At 45.8% G+C, this 943-nt stretch carries 1 pseudogene; it reads right to left on the reverse strand.

What is annotated here, in order from left to right:
* Positions 1-441: 441 nt before the first annotated feature.
* Positions 442-943 (reverse strand): annotated as a pseudogene (locus IAE55_RS33575) (hypothetical protein); the annotation flags it as partial.

Here is a 943-nt window from a genome sequence, read left to right on the forward strand (position 1 = left end):
CTTCGTTTCGTTACCGCCCAGTGTTTCAGCAGCAACTCTTATAATATATCACAGACTCGATAGATTTGCAAGACTTTTTTTAAAGAAGTTTTTTTCTATCAAATCTCATTTTCCCCGACCTGCTAACTCGTTAACTCGGCCGGACCTATAATTTATCACAGTTCTCACTACTGCCGCAACACACAAAATATTCCATCCAATATTCATACTATACTTTTACCCACAACAAAATAAATTCTAGCATATTTCAAGCATCTTTTTCATATATTCATACTAGTTCTTTTATAAAATTAATACAGCATTCATAGAGTTCAAACCGCCATTAAGCGGAAATGCTCTTGCTGAAGAATGGTTACAATGATACGAACCTTGAACTCAATTAAAAGCAGGCATTCCGACGTTCACCTCGAAATGCCTGCTTCTGCTCAAATTGACCTGCTATCATCCATTAATCCATGGGTTTTTACGCGGTCTGTCAGCAGCTGTGCTTTTTCTTTCCTTTTTAGCGGCGGGAGCTTTCGATTTATTAACCTTTGCTTTATCCTTCAGGTCGCTGATCTTTTTGGATGCAGTCTCATCAGCCGCAGGCTCAGACTCCTCTACCTCGGATGTCTCATGGACCGCCGCCTCATTGATGGTAGCTGTCGCTTGGGTCTCCTCTTCCCCAATCGGGGCTGGGTAGGCAGGCGCCGGGTTACGGTCCCAGTACGCCGCGTTCTCGGCGGCCCCTACAAAAGGGGCGTTGGGCCCTGCATGATCATAGGCTCCCAGCGTCGAGGGAAACCCCATTCCATAAGGTGACGGGTAGCACCAATCATATGGAGTGGGATAAGCATGATGCGGATAGGCGTATGCCGGATCCACTTCTGGATAATGAGTCATCGGTGCGTAATTCGGATAAGCTTCGGCCGGAGATACCATCGGCATTTGGTTCGGATAAGCT

Origin of the sequence: Paenibacillus sp. S28 (assembly GCF_016624415.1) — a bacterium.
GTDB lineage: Bacteria > Bacillota > Bacilli > Paenibacillales > Paenibacillaceae > Paenibacillus_AQ > Paenibacillus_AQ favisporus.